At 62.8% G+C, this 17,476-nt stretch carries 15 protein-coding genes; 9 read left to right on the top strand and 6 right to left on the bottom strand.

Annotated features, from left to right (window positions below; genetic code table 11):
* Positions 1-18: 18 nt before the first annotated feature.
* The 3 genes from dapD (at position 19) to AB5975_15940 (ending at position 2,747) form a co-directional block, all read left to right on the top strand.
* Positions 19-1,053, top strand: coding sequence for a 2,3,4,5-tetrahydropyridine-2,6-dicarboxylate N-succinyltransferase (dapD, locus tag AB5975_15950; protein XDR18182.1), 1,035 nt, complete (start codon positions 19-21; stop codon positions 1,051-1,053).
* An 81-nt stretch (positions 1,054-1,134) separates the two neighbouring features.
* A complete protein-coding gene (locus AB5975_15945) occupies positions 1,135-2,340 on the top strand; it encodes a cysteine desulfurase (protein XDR18181.1) in 1,206 nt (401 codons plus the stop codon).
* Positions 2,337-2,747 carry a SufE family protein gene (locus AB5975_15940; GenBank protein XDR18180.1) on the top strand — a complete coding sequence of 137 codons (411 nt, stop codon included), beginning with the start codon at positions 2,337-2,339 and terminating at the stop codon, positions 2,745-2,747. The genes AB5975_15945 and AB5975_15940 overlap by 4 nt, the downstream gene beginning before the upstream one ends.
* Before the next feature lie 162 nt (positions 2,748-2,909).
* Here the strand turns inward: AB5975_15940 and tcdA are convergent, their stop codons facing one another.
* Positions 2,910-3,719 carry a tRNA cyclic N6-threonylcarbamoyladenosine(37) synthase TcdA gene (gene tcdA / locus AB5975_15935; protein XDR18179.1) on the bottom strand — a complete coding sequence of 270 codons (810 nt, stop codon included), beginning with the start codon at positions 3,717-3,719 and terminating at the stop codon, positions 2,910-2,912.
* A 119-nt stretch (positions 3,720-3,838) separates the two neighbouring features.
* On the opposite strand from tcdA, the gene AB5975_15930 reads away from it, so the two are divergent.
* Positions 3,839-6,427, top strand: coding sequence for a glycosyltransferase (locus tag AB5975_15930; protein XDR18178.1), 2,589 nt, complete (start codon positions 3,839-3,841; stop codon positions 6,425-6,427).
* A 30-nt stretch (positions 6,428-6,457) separates the two neighbouring features.
* Here the strand turns inward: AB5975_15930 and AB5975_15925 are convergent, their stop codons facing one another.
* The 4 genes from AB5975_15925 to AB5975_15910 form a co-directional block, all read right to left on the bottom strand.
* Positions 6,458-7,606 (bottom strand): DUF1120 domain-containing protein, encoded by a 1,149-nt coding sequence (locus AB5975_15925; GenBank protein ID XDR18177.1) that lies wholly within the window; start codon positions 7,604-7,606, stop codon positions 6,458-6,460.
* Positions 7,607-7,704: 98 nt separating this feature from the next.
* Entirely contained in the window at positions 7,705-9,924 is a 2,220-nt protein-coding gene (locus tag AB5975_15920) for a fimbria/pilus outer membrane usher protein (protein XDR18176.1), read from the bottom strand.
* Positions 9,925-9,968: 44 nt separating this feature from the next.
* Positions 9,969-10,682: a fimbria/pilus chaperone family protein gene (locus tag AB5975_15915; protein XDR18175.1), complete on the bottom strand. Its 714-nt coding sequence runs from the start codon at positions 10,680-10,682 to the stop codon at positions 9,969-9,971.
* A gap of 106 nt (positions 10,683-10,788) precedes the next feature.
* On the bottom strand, positions 10,789-11,436 hold the full coding sequence (locus AB5975_15910) for a DUF1120 domain-containing protein (GenBank protein XDR18174.1): 648 nt from the start codon (positions 11,434-11,436) through the stop codon (positions 10,789-10,791).
* Between the two features lie 206 nt (positions 11,437-11,642).
* On the opposite strand from AB5975_15910, the gene dapE reads away from it, so the two are divergent.
* The 3 genes from dapE to AB5975_15895 are packed head-to-tail and all read left to right on the top strand — an operon-like array spanning position 11,643 to position 14,002.
* Positions 11,643-12,794, top strand: coding sequence for a succinyl-diaminopimelate desuccinylase (dapE, locus tag AB5975_15905; protein XDR18173.1), 1,152 nt, complete (start codon positions 11,643-11,645; stop codon positions 12,792-12,794).
* The gene (locus tag AB5975_15900) at positions 12,794-13,606 is read left to right on the top strand and encodes a putative RNA methyltransferase (protein ID XDR18172.1); all 813 of its coding nucleotides are present in this window, start codon (positions 12,794-12,796) and stop codon (positions 13,604-13,606) included. The genes dapE and AB5975_15900 overlap by 1 nt, the downstream gene beginning before the upstream one ends.
* Before the next feature lie 18 nt (positions 13,607-13,624).
* On the top strand, positions 13,625-14,002 hold the full coding sequence (locus tag AB5975_15895) for a hypothetical protein (GenBank protein ID XDR18171.1): 378 nt from the start codon (positions 13,625-13,627) through the stop codon (positions 14,000-14,002).
* Positions 14,003-14,066: 64 nt separating this feature from the next.
* On the opposite strand, the gene AB5975_15890 is transcribed toward AB5975_15895, so the two are convergent.
* Positions 14,067-14,276 (bottom strand): cold-shock protein, encoded by a 210-nt coding sequence (locus tag AB5975_15890; GenBank protein XDR18170.1) that lies wholly within the window; start codon positions 14,274-14,276, stop codon positions 14,067-14,069.
* Positions 14,277-14,523: 247 nt separating this feature from the next.
* Here AB5975_15890 and plsB point away from each other — a divergent pair, with 247 nt between their 5' ends.
* Together plsB and AB5975_15880 are read left to right on the top strand one after the other, a co-directional pair.
* Positions 14,524-16,995, top strand: coding sequence for a glycerol-3-phosphate 1-O-acyltransferase PlsB (plsB, locus tag AB5975_15885; protein ID XDR22980.1), 2,472 nt, complete (start codon positions 14,524-14,526; stop codon positions 16,993-16,995).
* A 76-nt stretch (positions 16,996-17,071) separates the two neighbouring features.
* Entirely contained in the window at positions 17,072-17,470 is a 399-nt protein-coding gene (locus AB5975_15880; GenBank protein XDR18169.1) for a YbaY family lipoprotein, read from the top strand.
* The last annotated feature ends 6 nt before the right edge of the window (positions 17,471-17,476 follow it).

Raw genomic sequence — 17,476 nt, 5'->3', positions numbered from 1 at the left:
TTCGCACGAGGTAATCACATGTCCAATACCCTGTTCAGCCTGGCCTTCGGTGTCGGCTCCCAGAACCGCCAGGGCGCCTGGCTGGAAGTGTTCTACGCACAACCTTTGCTTAACCCGAGCGCCGAACTGGTTGCTGCGGTAGCCCCTGTTCTCGGTTACGAAGGTGGCAACCAGGCCATCGCCTTCAGCAACGGCCAGGCCGCCCAACTGGCCGAAGCCCTGAAAGGCGTTGATGCTGCCCAGGCCGCCCTGCTGACCCGCCTGGCCGAGAGCCACAAGCCGCTGGTCGCCACCCTGCTGGCCGAAGACGCTGCCCTGACCTCCACCCCAGAGGCCTACCTCAAGCTGCACCTGCTGTCGCACCGCCTGGTCAAGCCACACGGCGTCAGCCTGGCCGGTATCTTCCCGCTGCTGCCGAACGTGGCCTGGACCAACCAGGGCGCGGTCGATCTGGCCGAACTGGCCGAGCTGCAACTGGAAGCGCGCCTTAAGGGCGAGCTGCTGGAAGTGTTCTCGGTGGACAAGTTCCCGAAAATGACCGACTACGTGGTCCCGGCCGGCGTGCGTATCGCCGACACCGCCCGTGTGCGCCTGGGCGCCTACATCGGCGAAGGCACCACCATCATGCACGAAGGCTTCGTCAACTTTAACGCGGGCACCGAAGGCCCAGGCATGATCGAAGGCCGCGTGTCCGCTGGCGTATTCGTCGGCAAAGGTTCGGACCTGGGCGGCGGTTGCTCGACCATGGGCACCCTGTCCGGTGGCGGCAACATCGTCATCAAGGTCGGCGAAGGCTGCCTGATCGGCGCCAACGCCGGTATCGGCATTCCGCTGGGCGACCGCAACACCGTCGAAGCCGGCCTGTACATCACCGCCGGCACCAAGGTGAACCTGCTGGACGAGAACAACGAGTTGGTGAAAGTGGTCAAGGCCCGCGACCTGGCTGGCCAGACCGACCTGCTGTTCCGCCGCAACTCGCTGAACGGCGCCGTAGAGTGCAAGACTCACAAGTCGGCCATCGAGCTGAACGAAGCACTGCACGCCCACAACTGAGAACCTTGTCGGGTTTGAAGTGTTAAGATCGGGTCTGGCGCCAACGCGCCAGACCCGATTTTCATTCCAGGCCCCGCGAACATGTTCCAGCCCTCCCCCTGGCGTGCCGACTTTCCCGCCATCGCCGCCCTGCAACGGCAGCACCAGACCTACCTGGACAGCGCCGCCACCAGCCAGAAGCCGCAAGCCCTGCTCGATGCCCTGAGCCATTACTACGGCCATGGCGCAGCCAACGTGCACCGTGCCCAGCACTTGCCCGGTGCGCTGGCGACCCAGGCCTTCGAAACCAGCCGCGACAAGGTCGCCGCCTGGCTCAATGCCGCAGACTCACGGCAAGTGGTGTTCACCCACGGCGCCACCTCGGCACTGAACCTGCTGGCATACGGCCTGGAACACCGCCTCGAAGCCGGGGACGAAATTGCCGTCAGTGCCCTGGAGCACCATGCCAACCTGCTGCCCTGGCAACAGCTGGCGCACCGGCGCGACCTGCGCCTGGTGGTACTGCCGCTGGACGCTCATGGTTGCATCGACCTGAACCAGGCACTGCAACTGATCGGCCCGCGCACCCGCGTGCTGGCAGTCAGCCAGCTGTCCAACGTACTGGGTACCTGGCAACCGCTACCGGCGCTGTTGGCCCATGCCCGCGCCCAAGGCGCGCTGACCGTGGTCGATGGTGCCCAGGGCGTGGTGCACGGCCGCCATGACGTGCAGCAACTGGGGTGCGACTTCTATGTGTTTTCCAGCCACAAGCTGTACGGCCCGGACGGCGTCGGCGTGCTTTATGGCCACAGCCAAGCGCTGGGGCTGCTGCGCCACTGGCAGTTCGGTGGCGAGATGGTGCAACTTGCCGAGTACCACAGCGCCAGCTTCCGCCCGGCACCGCTGGGGTTCGAGGCAGGTACGCCGCCCATAGCCGGGGTGATCGGCCTTGGCGCAACCCTGGGCTACCTGGCCAGCCTCGATGCCCAAGCGGTCGCGGCCCACGAAACCAGCCTGCACCAGCACCTGCTGCGCGGCCTGGCTGACCGCGAAGGCGTGCGCATACTCGGTACGCCACAGGCGGCCCTGGCCAGCTTCGTCATCGAGGGCGTGCACAATGCCGATATTGCCCACTTGCTCACCGAGCAAGGCATTGCCGTGCGCGCCGGTCACCACTGTGCCATGCCGCTGCTGAAAGGCTTGGGCCTGGAAGGCGCAATTCGGGTGTCGCTGGGCTTGTACAACGACAGCGATGACTTGCAGCGCTTTTTCACGGCGCTGGATCAGGGCCTGGAGCTGCTGCGATGAACATGCCGGAGCAGGCACGCCAGGCGCTGGACGCTTTTGAACAGGGCAAGGGCTGGGAGCAGCGCGCGCGGCTGCTGATGCAATGGGGCGAGCGACTGGAACCGCTGGCCGAGACTGAAAAGACCGAAGCCAACCGGGTGCATGGCTGCGAAAGCCTGGTCTGGCTGGTGGCCGAGCAGGTCGACGGCTTGTGGCGGTTCAAGGCCAGTAGCGATGCACGCCTGTTGCGCGGGCTGCTGGCGTTGATGCTGGTGAGGGTGCAGGGGTTGGCCAGTGACGAGTTGGCCATGCTCGATCTGCGCGCGTGGTTTACACAGCTGGGGCTTGAGCGCCAACTGTCGCCGTCGCGCAGCAATGGGCTGCATGCGGTGCTGCAGCGGATGGCGGAGTTGGCGTCCAACCGCTAAATCCAGGGCAACGCTGCTCCCTGTAGGAGCGGCCTTGTGTCGCGATGGGGCGCGCAGCGGCCCCCACATTTTCAGCTTCGCCGCCAAAATTGCTGGGGCCGCTTTGCGGCCCTTTCGCGACACAAGGCCGCTCCTACAAAGACCGAGTAGGCCTGAGAATGGTTACTCAGGTTTGATACGCTCCGAAGGGCGCCGCGCACCGGCCACCAGCTTCTCGATCGCCTTGCTGGCTGCCACCATGCCAAAGGTCGCGGTCACCATCATCACCGCGCCAAAGCCACCCGCGCAGTCCAGCCTTACGCCCTCACCCACGAAGCTTTTCTGCAGGCAAACGCTGCCATCGCCCTTGGGGTAACGCAGCTGTTCGCTGGAGAACACGCACGGTACGCCATAGTTGCGGCTGACATTGCGCGAGAAGTTGTAGTCGCGGCGCAGGATTGAGCGCACCCGCGAAGCGAGCGGGTCGTTGAAGGTCTTGTTCAGGTCGGCGATCTGGATCTGCGTCGGGTCGATTTGCCCACCCGCACCACCGGTGGTGACAATCGCGATCTTGCGCCGCCGGCACCAGGCGATCAGCGCCGCCTTGGCCATCACGCTGTCGATGCAGTCGATCACGCAATCCAGCTGCTCATGGATGTACTCGACCATGGTCTCGCGGGTGACGAAGTCAGCCACCGCATGCACCTTGCACGCCGGGTTGATCGCTCGCAGGCGTTCGGCCATGACCTCAACCTTGGGCCGCCCCACCTGGCCTTCCAGGGCATGGGCCTGGCGGTTGGTGTTGCTGACGCAGACATCGTCCAGGTCGAACAGGGTGATTTCGCCCACGCCACTGCGGGCCAACGCTTCGGCCACCCAGGAGCCCACTCCGCCAATACCGACCACCGCCACATGGGCCTGGCCCAGGCGTTGCAGCCCCTGGTCGCCGTACAGCCGGGCAACGCCGGCGAAGCGTGGATCTTCTGTGCTCATGTTCATACCCCAAAAAACCGGCGCGCATTATATGCCAGCGGGCCCATCGCCTGCATCGTTAGGAAAGAGACTACCAACCCTGCTTTAATGTCCTATCACTTCGACACAAATGGACGACAATGTCTTCACGTAAATTCGGCCTGAACCTGGTTGTGGTGCTGGCCATCGCCGCGCTGTTCACCGGGTTCTGGGCACTGATCAACCGCCCGGTTTCCGCCCCCGCCTGGCCAGAGCAGATCTCTGGCTTTTCGTATTCGCCATTCCGCCTGGGTGAAAGCCCGCAGAAGGGCCAGTACCCTACTGACGACGAGATGCGCCAGGACCTGGAGCAGTTGAGCAAACTGACCGACAGCATCCGTATCTACACCGTGGAAGGCACCCAGGCCGACATCCCGCGCCTGGCCGAGGAGTTCGGCCTGCGGGTGACGCTGGGCATCTGGATCAGCCCGGACCTGGAACGCAACGAACGCGAAATCGCCACCGCCATCGAGCTGGCCAACACCTCGCGCAGTGTGGTGCGGGTAGTGGTCGGTAACGAGGCGCTATTCCGCGAAGAAGTCACCCCGGAAAACCTGATCAAATACCTGGATCGGGTACGTGCGGCCGTAAAAGTGCCGGTGACCACCAGTGAGCAATGGCACATCTGGAAGGAACACCCAGAACTGGCCAAGCACGTCGACCTGATTGCCGCGCATATCCTGCCCTATTGGGAGTTCGTGCCGATGAAGGACTCGGTCGAGTTCGTCCTCGACCGCGCCCGTGAGCTGAAGCACCAGTTCCCGCGCAAACCCCTGCTGCTGTCGGAAGTCGGCTGGCCAAGCAACGGCCGCATGCGCGGGGGTGCCGATGCCACCCAGGCCGACCAGGCCATCTACCTGCGCACCCTGGTCAACACCCTCAACCGCCGTGGCTACAACTACTTTGTCATCGAAGCCTACGACCAGCCGTGGAAAGCCAGCGACGAAGGCTCGGTAGGCGCCTACTGGGGCGTGTACAACGCCGAGCGCCAGCAGAAGTTCAACTTCGACGGCCCGGTGGTGGCGATCCCGCAGTGGCGTGCTCTGGCGGTGGCCTCGGTGGTGCTGGCGATGATCGCCCTGATGGTGCTGTTCATCGACGGCTCGGCCCTGCGCCAGCGTGGCCGGACCTTCCTCACGTTCATCACCTTCCTGTGCGGGTCGGTGCTGGTGTGGATCGCCTACGACTACAGCCAGCAGTACAGCACCTGGTTCAGCCTGACCGTGGGCGTGCTGCTGGCCCTCGGTGCGCTGGGCGTGTTCATCGTGCTGCTCACCGAAGCCCACGAACTGGCCGAGGCCGTCTGGATACACAAGCGCCGCCGCGAGTTCCTGCCGGTGCAGGCCGACAGTGCCTACCGGCCCAAGGTGTCGGTGCATGTGCCGTGCTACAACGAACCGCCAGAAATGGTGAAACAAACCCTCGACGCCCTGGCTGCCCTGGACTACCCCGATTACGAAGTGCTGGTGATCGACAACAACACCAAGGACCCAGCCGTGTGGGAGCCGCTCAAGGCCCACTGCGAGAAGCTCGGCGAGCGCTTCAAGTTCTTCCACGTCGCGCCCCTGGCCGGTTTCAAGGGTGGCGCGCTGAACTACTTGATCCCGCACACGGCCAAGGACGCCGAAGTGATCGCGGTCATCGACTCGGACTACTGCGTCGACCGCAACTGGCTCAAGCACATGGTGCCGCACTTCGCCGACCCGAAAATTGCCGTGGTGCAGTCGCCGCAGGACTACCGCGACCAGCACGAAAGCGCCTTCAAGAAGTTGTGCTACAGCGAATACAAGGGCTTCTTCCACATTGGCATGGTCACCCGCAACGACCGTGATGCGATCATCCAGCACGGCACCATGACCATGACCCGGCGCAGCGTGCTGCAAGAGCTGGGCTGGGCCGAGTGGTGCATCTGCGAGGACGCCGAACTGGGCCTGCGGGTATTCGAGAAGGGCCTGTCGGCCGCCTATGCCCACAACAGCTACGGCAAAGGCCTGATGCCCGACACCTTCATCGACTTCAAGAAGCAGCGCTTCCGCTGGGCCTACGGCGCCATCCAGATCATCAAGCACCACGCCGGCGCCCTGCTGCGCGGCAAGGGCAGTGAGCTGACCCGTGGCCAACGCTATCACTTCCTGGCCGGCTGGCTGCCATGGATCGCCGATGGCATGAACATCTTCTTCACCGTCGGTGCGTTGCTGTGGTCGGCGGCGATGATCATCGTGCCGCACCGGGTCGACCCGCCACTGATGATCTTCGCCATCCCGCCACTGGCGCTGTTCTTCTTCAAGGTCGGCAAAATCATCTTCCTCTACCGCCGTGCGGTGGGGGTGAACCTGAAGGATGCCTTTGCGGCGGCGCTGGCGGGGCTGGCGCTGTCACATACCATCGCCAAGGCGGTGCTGTACGGGTTCTTCACCAGCAGCATGCCGTTCTTCCGCACGCCAAAGAATGCCGACAGCCACGGGTTGCTGGTGGCGATTTCCGAAGCGCGTGAAGAGCTGTTCATCATGTTGCTGCTGTGGGGGGCGGCGCTAGGCATCTACCTGGTGCAGGGGCTGCCGAGCTCGGACATGCGCTTCTGGGTGGCGATGCTGCTGGTACAGTCGTTGCCTTATCTGGCGGCGCTGGTGATGGCGTTCCTGTCATCGCTGCCCAAGCCTGCACCCCAGGTACATCCCGCGCACACTTGACCTGGACTGCCGGCCACCTGCAGCTCATCCTCACAGATAGATGAGCTCCAGCGTGGCCGCCCCATCGATGAGCGTCTCGTCACGCAGGTCGAGCTGGCGCATAGGCGCAACATACAGCTCGACCATCAGCATAGCGTCGAGCTGCCTGATCAAGGTAGGCCCGGCAGCAGTGCGTTCGCTGGCCGCGAACCCGTGCAGGCGATTGTCGGTGTGAAGGAACGCTGTTCGTGGGGTTGGCTCCCAGCCAGCACCACCTTGAGAGGAATACAGGGGTTGCAATGCAAGCCCATCGCCTACCACCGCACCGTCGAACCGCAACGACCACGCCAGGCTGTCGCTGGCCTTTTTACCCGCGCCAAACAAGACAGAACGTGCAAGGCCTTGCACATGGGCGAACGTTCCTGACTGGCGGTTGTCAATCGCGCGAAGGGCAAACCGAGTGGGGCTGTCACAAGTCACCGCGGCGGACAAAGACCGTCGCAAGGTACTGGTTTTACTGGCAGACAACTCCCCGGTCGCGATCACGCCAAAATCCACGAGGCCGTCATTGCCCAGATGCAATTTACACGCTGCGGGTACAACATTGGCTTGCAGTGCCAGGCTCACGGCAGCATCGTCGACAGCCATCATGCCACTTGCCTGCAGCTCGGCCGTGCTCGACAGATCCGACGTTGCGTCGAGCCATGCATCAACGGTCAGGCGAGCCGTGAAGGTTGTGCCTTGAAGGGGTACATTGGCCTCTAGTGGCGCGAGCTGCATTGCTGGCAACCAGTGAACCTTGTCGCCCTTCATCTGCCAGGGGCTGCGCGCGCTTGCTGCTCCCAAGGCCACCGGACGGCCATCGAGCCGCGCATCAGAAAGCAGCAGTGAATACTGCCCTCGCTCAGCAAAACCGAAAACATCGCCATTGATGCCATCAGCCAGATAGCTGAGGACCATATCGGTATCTCTGGAACACTGGACTGTCATCTGCAGGTGCCGCTCTCCCAGTAGGTAGCGATTGCCTTGTTTCTGCAACTGGGTCTTGTTGACCTTGCCGTAATCGATCTGGGGCTGGCCGAGCGTAATCTGACAACCCTGTGCGGCCGCAGCACAGCTCATGCCCATCAACAGCAAGGCCAGGCACAGCTGTCTGCACACGCATTCAGATCGCATGGCAGCGTGCGGTGGTCGTTTCATAATATTGCTCCGGGTCCGGGCTGTCGCTGAGGGTGAACTCAAGGGCACAACCAGAGCCGTCTGGCGAGGTCACGTGGTAGCGCTCTTCCTCTTGGAAGTCATGCAGGAATATCAAGCCTCCGGCCTGCACCATGGTCACGAAGCTTCCGTTGGCATCCACTACCATGGAACTGTCCGCCAAGGGCAGGCCCGTCGCCCTGCAAAGTCTGCAACAGCACGCGCCTGGTCCGCTCGACGATGAAACTCAATTGGGAAACCGCGCCTCGACCTGCCCGTACGATGCCAAGGCTGTTGGCCAGATCGACACTGCGCGGCAGGCTTCGGGGCTGCACCTGCACTCGATTGTCTGCGTAGGGGGTAATCCGTGAGGCAATGGCTCGGCCTTGGCGATCGGTCCATACGGGGCCGCTGGGCGTATCGACCTTCACCCCGTGAAGATCACCCACTTCGATGAGCGCGAAAGTATCCTGAATGGAATAAGGTGCTAGCGTGATGCCCTGTGCATGCCCAAGGGCCCCACCGCGCAGGTTGGCTGCCAGGGTTCGTGCAGAATCGCCAGTCTTTGAGTAATCCAGCTGCACCTGGCTGAAGGGGGCCAGCCAGGAAACCCCCACACTGGGTAGCAGCGCCGGATCATGGCTATCGTGACTGCCACTCAGGCGATAACCTAACGTATCGCTGACCTGTTCTCGCAGGTTGAATGAAGAACGGTAGTGGTCACCTGAAGCTCGGGTCGAGGCACCAAGACGACGATTGGTGCCCAATGGCACGCTAGCGCTCATGTAAAGAAGACGCCCTCGATCATCTGCTCCTCTGAGGCTCCATTCCACACCAGCATTCAATGACACCTGCCCCAACGTCGCTCCCCAGCGCAGGTTTGCCTGGCTGCTGGTCTGGCCATTACGCGTGCGCGATTGGCCGCCCCCGACACTGAAGTTGCCCAGCCCAGTGCCCTGCCATGACAGGCCGACGCTGAAAAAATCGCGCAAGCCCTCCAAGCGACCTGACGGCTCAAGCGCCTGCTGGAGGTCCTGATAACTTTGGCTCTGCAGCCCATAGGTCAAGCCCGCTCCCCATCCGCCGGCAAACTGCTGGTTCAGGGTCATCTGGCTTTGCATCCCCCTCTCCTGATGCAACGGCTGCGAGTAGCCCAGCGACCATTGCATCTGAGCCTGCGTCCACGGCTGAGCACCGAGCGCGAACCCGGTAGCCTGATAGCTGTCGGTCGCAATTAGCCCTCCCCCCACTTCCAAGCCATCAAGCACACTCCCGCTCCACCCGGCGCTAAGCACCCAAGGTGACGCGGCGCGACTGTGGCGAAGTTGACCAATGCCGAACTGGTATCCTCCTGACAACCCCGCCGCCATCGGCGAGGCAGGCAAGGTCAGGCGACGCTCCTCACCGTCCGCTTCATGGATAACCATTTCCAGTTCAGCAAAGGCATCGACTGGCGCAGGGCTATCAATGGAAAACGGGCCTGGCGGCACGACGGTGGCATACACCAGGCGGTTGCGCTGGTAGATCTCCACCCTCGCTTGGGACTTGGCGATGCCTTGAACCACGCGACGTTGTTGTAGATGGCCCAACGCCTGCTCGGAAAACAGCTGAAAACCGTCAACCGAAACGCCGCTCAGCACGGGGTTACCCATCTGGATCTGACCGACCTGCAGGACAGTCGCCTGATCGGCGAACGTTCGCTGGGCGTAGGCTTCCAGTGCGTTGAGCCGACTTGCCTGTTGCCCCAGACTGGCAATCTGACGGCTGCGCACGATCCAGTCCCCCAGGTTCAAACCCGGCTCGGTAAGGGCAGTCCAGGATCTGCTGCTGCCGTCCTTGAAACGCGTATCGAGCATCGACACGTCGTAGTTGAACATTGCAGCGAACCCACCTGAGTCATAAGCCGAAAGGTCATCACCTGCGGCGGCCGGGCGCAGGGCTTGCGCAGGCACCACCATGGTCACACTGGCGGACTGAGGGTCTGCCTGTATCTGACTCTGTGGGTAGCTTGACAGCAAGTCGATGCAGGAGCCCTGGCTTTCGCTCGCCGCAGCCGTCGGCAACCGAATCCCACCCGCCTCGAGCAGGCCAGTGTCAATGCACAAGCTGCCGTCGTTCAGAAAGCGTGCCTGTACCGTTCCTGATCGTGAGCCGTTTATAGTCAGGCTCACGATGTGATTGCCTGGGGTGAAGCGCGGCATGTCACGAAAGTAGGCCGCAAGCTCCTCACTCAAACCCCGTTGACGCAGGAGTTCGAGATCGAATGTCAGGCCATCGCTGGCTCTGCACTCAAGAAATAGAAAGGCCCAAGGGAGCGCCATCAGACATTGCCAGTTCGCTGTTCGGCTGCTCTTGGCCCGCCCATTCAATTGCCGCCCCTGAGTAACGGCGCTTCAAATTCATCGACGGCAAAGCCGTACACTGTGGCCGGGAACAGCCTGACACTTTGCGGGGCCTGTGGGGCTGGCGATTCCAGGCGAACCTCAAGCGACTCGCCAGGCAAAATGTAGGCGCGTGGCAAGTAGCCTTGCGCATTCGCAGGCATCAACCTCACTTCCTGCGCCAGCCTAACCACATAGGGCGTCGGGTTATCAACCTGTAAACCTTGCGTGCCGTAGCGCCACTGCAAGCCCTCCCAGGGCGAGCGGTTGGGGGCCAGGCCCTTGGGGTGAATGATGACCGGCAGGTTCTGCCTTACACTGACCCCCACCCTGGCAATACGCTTACCGGCCACTTCCTGCTGTGGCACGCCTTCGAATACAACCCGCTTCAACCGCTGGGTGTGCAGAGGCGCGGTTGCACGCAGCATGAACCTCACCTGCTGCTGCTCGCCGGCCTCGACACGCCAGGCGGGCTGGGTGAGGAACAACAGGGGCTCCTCATCCTCCGGCAGGTTCTGCAGGGTTACCAGTAACAGCGCTGGGGCTGGATCATCATTTCGCACCGTGATCGTTGCCTCGCCTTCGGCTTCATTGACGATCACCACGGAAGTTTCCGGGACCATGCCGGCGGCCTGGGCGCCGCTGATCGACAGCAGCATGCAGCCAGCACTCAACAGCAATTGCTTCAATTTGCTCATGCTCGACTCGATACAAGACAGGCTCGCTGCCCGAAAGGCAGCGAGCGAGGGAAGGGACCGAGCCCGCGCTTGCCATCGTAGCGACAAGCGCGCGCTCGGTGCGCCCTTAGAGGTAGGACACCTCGATGGTCGAAGCACCATCGATGGTGATGTCGTCGGTGACCGTCAGGTTCTTGAGCGCGGAGATGCTCATGTCGACCTGCAGGTCAGCGGTCAACTGCTTGATGGCAGTAGGTATCTGCGCGTCTACCGCAAAGCCGTGAAAGTGGCCCTCCTTACCGTTGTACAGGCTGAAATTAATTGAGTTGCTGTCCGGCGCCCAGGATTTGCCGCTGTCGGCCGTAATCAGACGAGTCACTGAACTGTTCCCGTCGACGACAACAGAGCTTCCAATCCCTTGCAGGAAATAAGCCCCAATACGCTGATCGAGATCATTGGTACCCAGGCCGAACGTAACGTTGGAAGGCAACATATTGCTGTCTGCCCGACCATCAACGCCCCGCAAGGCGAACCGAGTTGGCGCACCACAGTTCACGGCAAGCTGCTGGGGCTGCGATTTGAACCGGGTCACGCGATCCTCTCTGAGCTCGGCAGCCGTGATGACACCAAAGTCGAACGTTCCGCCTCCGCTGAGCGACGGCGTGCATGCACTTGGCTTGATCACTCCGCTGACGATGACATCTGTAGTATTGGCGAACACGGCTGTACTGCATCCCAGTGCCATACCCATGGCAATCCACTGCTTGATATTCATAGCGCTCTTCTACCTTTCGATACGAGTTGGTTGACCCTCTAGGGGCCGATGCAACCTACCCCCACCCGCACTGCGTATTCAGCGTGAAATACCTCCCCTCAAGGCAAGCGTTCTGTTGCGATCAATCGACACCACACGCTTCACACATAGGTTTTGCTTTAAACTACCGCTCCTTGCCTGCCTTGCCCTGCTTTCGGAGATTTACCATGACGGCGCCTGCCGAGCTCTCGCCTACCCTTCAACTGGCCTGCGACCTGATCCGCCGTCCCTCGGTCACCCCCGTCGACGCCGACTGCCAGGCGCAGATGATGAACCGCCTGGGCGCCGTGGGCTTCGAGCTGGAACCAATGCGCATTGAAGACGTCGACAACTTCTGGGCCACCCACGGCAGCCAGGACGGCCCGGTTCTGTGTTTCGCCGGCCACACCGACGTAGTGCCCACCGGCCCGGTGCAGCAATGGCAGCATGAACCGTTCGAAGCACTGATCGACGCCGACGGCATGCTCTGCGGCCGAGGCGCCGCCGACATGAAGGGCAGCCTGGCATCCATGGTGATCGCCAGCGAGCGCTTCGTGCAGGACTACCCCAACCACCGCGGCAAGGTCGCGTTCCTGATCACCAGCGACGAAGAAGGCCCGGCCCACCACGGCACCAAGGCAGTGGTCGAGCGCCTGAAAGCGCGTAACGAGCGCCTGGACTGGTGCATTGTCGGCGAACCGTCCAGCACTACCCTGCTGGGTGATGTGGTGAAAAACGGCCGCCGTGGCTCGCTGGGCGCCAAACTGACCGTGCGCGGCAAGCAGGGCCATGTGGCTTACCCGCACCTGGCACGCAACCCGATCCACCTCGCCGCCCCGGCGCTGGCAGAACTGGCCGCCGAGCACTGGGATGAAGGCAACGCATTCTTCCCACCCACCAGCTTCCAGATCTCCAACCTCAATTCCGGTACCGGCGCTACCAACGTGGTCCCGGGCGAGCTGACCGCGCTGTTCAACTTCCGCTTCTCCACCGAGTCCACCGTCGAAGGCCTGCAGGCGCGGGTGTCGGCGATTCTCGACAAGCATGAACTGGACTGGTCGATCGACTGGGCACTGTCGGGCCTGCCATTCCTCACCGAACCGGGCGAACTGCTCGACGCGGTAGCGTCCAGCATCAAGGGCGTCACCGGGCGCGACACTCAGCCGTCCACCAGCGGTGGCACTTCCGATGGTCGCTTCATCGCCACCATGGGTACCCAGGTGGTCGAACTGGGCCCGGTCAATGCCACCATTCACCAGGTGGACGAGCGGATCCTGGCCAGCGACCTCGACCTGCTGACCGAGATCTACTACCAGACCCTGGTCCGGTTGCTCGCCTGATGCTCGCCTGCCCTCTTTGCCAGGCGCCCCTGGCGCAAGTCGACAACGGTGTGGCGTGCCCGGCAGGCCACCGCTTCGACCGCGCCCGCCAGGGTTACCTGAACCTGCTGCCGGTGCAGCACAAGAACAGCCGCGACCCAGGTGACAACCAGGCTATGGTCGAGGCCCGCCGCGACTTCCTCGACGGTGGCCACTACGCGCCGGTCGCCCGTCGCCTGGCCGAGCTGGCTGCCGAGCGTCAACCTGGCGCCTGGCTGGACATTGGCTGCGGCGAGGGTTACTACACCGCGCAGCTCGCCCAGGCCCTGCCGGCCGCCGACGGTTATGCACTGGACATTTCCCGCGAAGCGGTCAAGCGTGCCTGCCGCCGTGCACCGGAAGTCACCTGGATGGTCGCCAGCATGGCCCGTGTGCCGCTGGCCGACGCCAGCTGCCAGTTCATCGCCAGTGTGTTCAGCCCGCTGGACTGGGCCGAGGCCAAGCGCCTGCTCAGCCCTGGCGGTGGGCTGATGCGGGTCGGACCGACCAGCGGCCACCTGATGGAACTGCGCGAAGTGCTCTACGATGAAGTGCGCCCTTACGCCGACGACAAACACCTGGCCTTGATCCCTGAAGGCATGGCCCATGCCCACAGCGAAACCCTCGAGTTCCGCCTGAGCCTGGCTGCGCCCAAGGCCCGCGCCGACCTGCTGGCCATGACCCCGCACGGCTGGCGCGCCAGCGCCGAAAAACGTGCCCGGGTGATCGACCAGCCCGAGCCGTTCGAAGTTACGGTTTCCATGCGTTATGACTATTTCGTGCGCCAAGACTGAGCACACCCGGAGCCCTTTATGCGCCAACCTGATATCGAGATCTACCTGAAGGACGCCGACGTCGACCACAAGCAGATTGCCGAGTGGCTCACCCAGGCAATCGGCCCGTGCAGCGAATGGCAGCAGAAAGGCCATACCTTCAAATGTCGGGCCGGTAACATTCCGGTCACCTGGTTACCCAAGGCTGTAGGGAAATGGAACAGCCTTTACTTGGAAAGCGACCAGACGCCGTGGGCTGATGACGTGGCCTGCGCCCACGCCGCATTCGCCGCACTCGGTGTGGAAGTACGCTGCGCGCCGGGTGGCTGGGTCGAGGAAGACGGGGAAGAAGATGCCGACCGCTGGGTCCGCATCAGTGCCGATGGTGAAGAGGAAATCACCTGGCGTACCAGCTGAAACAGGTTGCTTCAGGCTGCAAGTTACACGGTCAACTTGCAGCTTGAGGCCTACCGCAAAAGGCTCAGAGGCCCACTACGTCTTCGGCTTGCAGGCCTTTCTGGCCCTGCACGCAGGCGTATTCCACCCGCTGCCCTTCGACCAGGGTACGATGCCCCTCACCGCGGATCGCCCGATAGTGGACGAATACATCCGCACCACCTTCGCGCTGAATGAAGCCATAACCCTTGGCATCGTTGAACCACTTTACATTCCCAGTCTCACGAGACGACATCTGAACTACTCCGGTTTTTTATTGTGAAGATCGCCTTGCAGGCATGAGGCGACCTGCCCCGTGCCAACGCCGCTTGCTGAAATATCCTGCAAGTGGCAGGCCGAGTATATGACACAGAACAAAAAAAATTGATGACGGTCCCGCAGTTGGCCGATTTTTGCTGAACTTACGCCGATACGGCAGACTAAATAGCTGGATACTCACCTGAAAATCACACCCAGGGCACACACCCCATGACCCGTTCCCCCTGCACCGCCTGATCTTCGGCGGCCTGCGTCGCCTGTTGTACCTGTGGGTGCGCTCCGAGACCATCAACCAGTCTTCCATGACCCTCAACCTCGACCGCAGCCGGCCAGTGTTCTATGCCCTGCCCTCGCCGTCGCTCACCGACCTGGCCGTGCTCGACCACGAATGCACCAAGGCGGGGCTGCCGCGCCCGGTGCTGCCGGTAGCCGTCGGCCCACTGCAAGAGCCGGCCGCGTTCTTCTACCTGACCCCCGACCCGGACTGGCTCGGGCGCCAGGACAAAAGTGGTGCCCCGCCTACGCTTGAGCGCCTGGTGGCGGCGGTCAGCCAGCATGCCGAAGAAGATGCGCAGATCATTCCAGTCAGCGTGTTCTGGGGGCAGACCCCGGCCAGCGAATCCAGCCCATGGAAGCTGCTGTTCGCCGACAGCTGGGCGGTGACCGGGCGCCTGCGCCGGCTGCTGACCGTACTGATTCTGGGGCGCAAGACTCGGGTGCAGTTCTCCGCGCCGATCCACCTGCGTGAACTGGTGCAGCACAACAAAGGCCACGCGCGCACCGTGCGCATGGCCCAGCGCCTGATGCGCGTGCATTTTCGCAACCTCAAGACTGCCGTCATCGGCCCGGACATCTCGCACCGGCGCAACCTGGTCAAGGGGTTGGTTCACGCGCCACTGGTGCGCCAGGCCATCGCCGACGAGGCCCAGCGAGAAAACCTGCCGCTTGCCAAGGCCGAAGCCCAGGCACTGCGCTACGGCAACGAAATCGCCTCGGACTACACCTACACCGTCATACGCTTTCTCGAAGTGGTACTCAGCTGGTTCTGGAACAAGATCTACGACGGCATCAAGGTCAACCACATCGAACAGGTTCAGGGCATAGCCCCCGGCCACGAAGTGATCTACGTGCCGTGCCACCGCAGCCACATCGATTACCTGCTGCTGTCGTACCTGCTGTTCCGCAACGGCCTCACCCCGCCGCACGTGGCTGCGGGCATCAACCTCAACATGCCAGTGGTGGGCAACCTGCTGCGCCGCGGTGGCGCGTTCTTCATGCGCCGCACCTTCAAGGGCAACCCGCTTTACACGGCGGTGTTCAACGAGTACCTGCACACCCTGTACACCAAGGGCTTCCCGGTCGAGTACTTCGTCGAAGGCGGCCGCTCGCGTACCGGGCGCATGCTGCAGCCGCGCACCGGGATGCTGGCCATTACCCTGCGCAGCTTCCTGCGTTCGTCACGTACGCCAATCGTGTTCGTGCCGGTGTACATCGGCTACGAGCGCGTGCTCGAAGGCCGCACCTACCTGGGCGAACTGCGCGGCGCCAGCAAGAAGAAAGAATCGGTGCTCGACATCTTCAAGGTGTTCGGTGCACTCAAGCAGCGCTTTGGCCAGGTCTACGTCAACTTCGGCGAACCGATCCGCCTGGCCGGTTTCCTCGACCAGCAGCAGCCCGGCTGGCGCGAACAGGATCACGGCCCGCAGTACCGCCCGGATTGGCTCAACGCCACCACCACCCGCCTGGGTGAAACCGTGGCCCGTCACCTCAACGAGGCGGCCGCCATCAACCCGGTCAACCTGGTGGCCCTGGCTTTGCTGTCCACCAGCCGCCTGGCCCTGGACGAGCGCGCCCTGACCCGCGTGCTCGACCTGTACCTGGCCCTGCTGCGCCAGGTGCCCTACTCGCCGCACACCACCTTGCCCGATGGCGACGGCCAGGCGCTGATCGAACACGTGCGCAGCATGAACCTGGTGGCTGAGCAGAAGGACGCCCTGGGCCGCATCCTCTTCCTGGATGAAGGCAATGCGGTACTGATGACCTATTACCGCAACAACGTGCTGCACATCTTCGCCCTGCCGGCGCTGCTGGCCAGCTTCTTCCTCAGCAGCTCGCGCATGAGCCGCGAACTGCTGGGCCAGTATGTGCACGCGCTTTACCCCTACCTGCAGGCCGAGCTGTTCCTGCGCTGGGCGCCGGAGCAGCTGGACGAGGTCATCGACCAATGGCTGGCCGCGCTGGTCGAGCAAGGCCTGCTACGCCAGGAGAACGACGTGTACGTACGCCCGGCGCCAAGCTCGCGGCAGTTCGTGCTACTAACCCTGCTCGCCCGCACTATCACCCAGACCCTGCAGCGCTTCTACATGGCCACTTCGCTGCTGATCAACAGCGGGCAGAACAGCCTCAGCGCCGAAGCGCTGGAAGACCTGTGCGTGATGATGGCCCAGCGCCTGTCGATTTTGCATGGCTTGAACGCCCCGGAATTCTTCGACAAGACGCTGTTCCGCCACTTCATCCAGACCCTGCTGCAGCAAGGCGTGCTGCACACCGACACACAAGGCAAGCTGGGGTATCACGACAAGCTCGGCGAGCTGGCCGAGGGCGTGGCCAAGCGTGTGCTGTCGGCCGAATTGCGCCTGTCGATCCGCCAGGTGGCCCTGCACCGTGACGACGGGCTGGAATCTTCGACCATCTGAGGCTTTATCCGTCGGGAAAATCCGCTACAGTCCCTGGGGTTGGCCACAAGCCAACGCCAAGGACTTCGGAGATACCATGAAAAAGCTCTTTATGCTGTGTTGCGCATCCCTGCTCGCAGCCTGTTCCAGCCAAACCCCATCCAACCAGGCCAGCCTGGACGGTGAAGTCTTCTACCTGCAGCGTATCGCCCTGCCACCTGCCGCCACCCTGAGCGTGGAACTGCAGGACGTGTCGCTGATGGACGCACCCGCCGTAACCCTGGCCCGCCAGGCCGGCCCGGTCAAAGGCAACGTACCGTTGCCGTTCCACCTCACCTACGACCCGGCCCAGGTCAAACCTGGCCACCGCTACGCGGTAAGCGCGCGCATCGAGCTGGATGGAAAGCTGCTGTTCATCAATACCGAACACCATGGTGTCGCGCTCGACGGCAGTGACCCACAATCGGTACGTATCAAAGTCGACCCGATTCGCTGATACCCG

This window comes from Pseudomonas putida (assembly GCA_041071465.1).
In the GTDB taxonomy this organism is placed as follows: Bacteria; Pseudomonadota; Gammaproteobacteria; order Pseudomonadales; family Pseudomonadaceae; genus Aquipseudomonas; species Aquipseudomonas putida_P.
This window is presented reverse-complemented; position numbering and strand designations above follow the sequence as displayed.